We start from the raw sequence: 914 nt of genomic DNA on the forward strand, positions 1-914 counted from the left end.
GGGACTATCGCAGGTTCCTGTTTTTAGCGAACCGTAATAAATTGTTCCATCAGTTAAAACTGTGGTTGGCGGAACTACGTTTCCTTCTTTTTCAGCATCATACCACGTTACACCTGATTCAGTCGTTACCAAATCAGCTACTGTTTTATTATCTACCCTACAGAATTCCTGTGTGGTCTGAGCAGTCGTTGGTGTTTTCGGATCACTCAAATTAACCGTTACCACCAAACGCGTTGGACTCTCACAAGTACCCACTTTTAGTGAACCGTAATACACTTTATTGTTTTCCAGAACTGTTGTTGACGGAACTACTGTTGTTCCATCAGCAGCATCATACCACGTCACATCACTCTCGTTCGTTACCAAATCAGCTACCGTTTTATTATCCACTTTACAGAATTCCTGTGTGGTCTGAGCAGTCGTTGGCGTTTTCGGATCGCTTAATCTCACCGTTACAGCCAAACGTGTTGGACTTTCACAAGTTCCTACTTGTATTGAACCATAGTAAATTGTTCCATCAGTTAAAACTGTGGTTGGCGGAACTACGTTTCCTTCTTTTTCAGCATCATACCACGTCACACCTGATTCTGTCGTTACTAAATCAGCTACGGTTTTATTATCTACTCTACAGAATTCCTGTGTGGTCTGTGTAGTCGTTGGTGTTTTCGGATCACTCAAATTAACTGTTACCGCCAAACGTGTCGGGCTTTCGCAAGTTCCCACTTTTAAGGATCCGTAATAAATTGTTCCATCAGTTAAAACTGTGGTTGGCGGAACTACGTTTCCTTCTTTTTCAGCATCATACCACGTCACACCTGATTCTGTTGTTGCCAAATCAGATACGGTTTTATTATCTACTCTACAGAATTCCTGTGTGGTATGTGTAGTCGTTGGTGTTTTCGGATCACTCAAAT

The 914-nt window shown here is 41.9% G+C and carries 1 pseudogene; it reads right to left on the reverse strand.

The features are described from left to right. Positions 1-914: pseudogene (locus tag LPB89_RS21895) on the reverse strand (hypothetical protein); the annotation flags it as partial.

This window comes from Flavobacterium sp. ENC (genome assembly GCF_020991415.1).
GTDB lineage: Bacteria > Bacteroidota > Bacteroidia > Flavobacteriales > Flavobacteriaceae > Flavobacterium.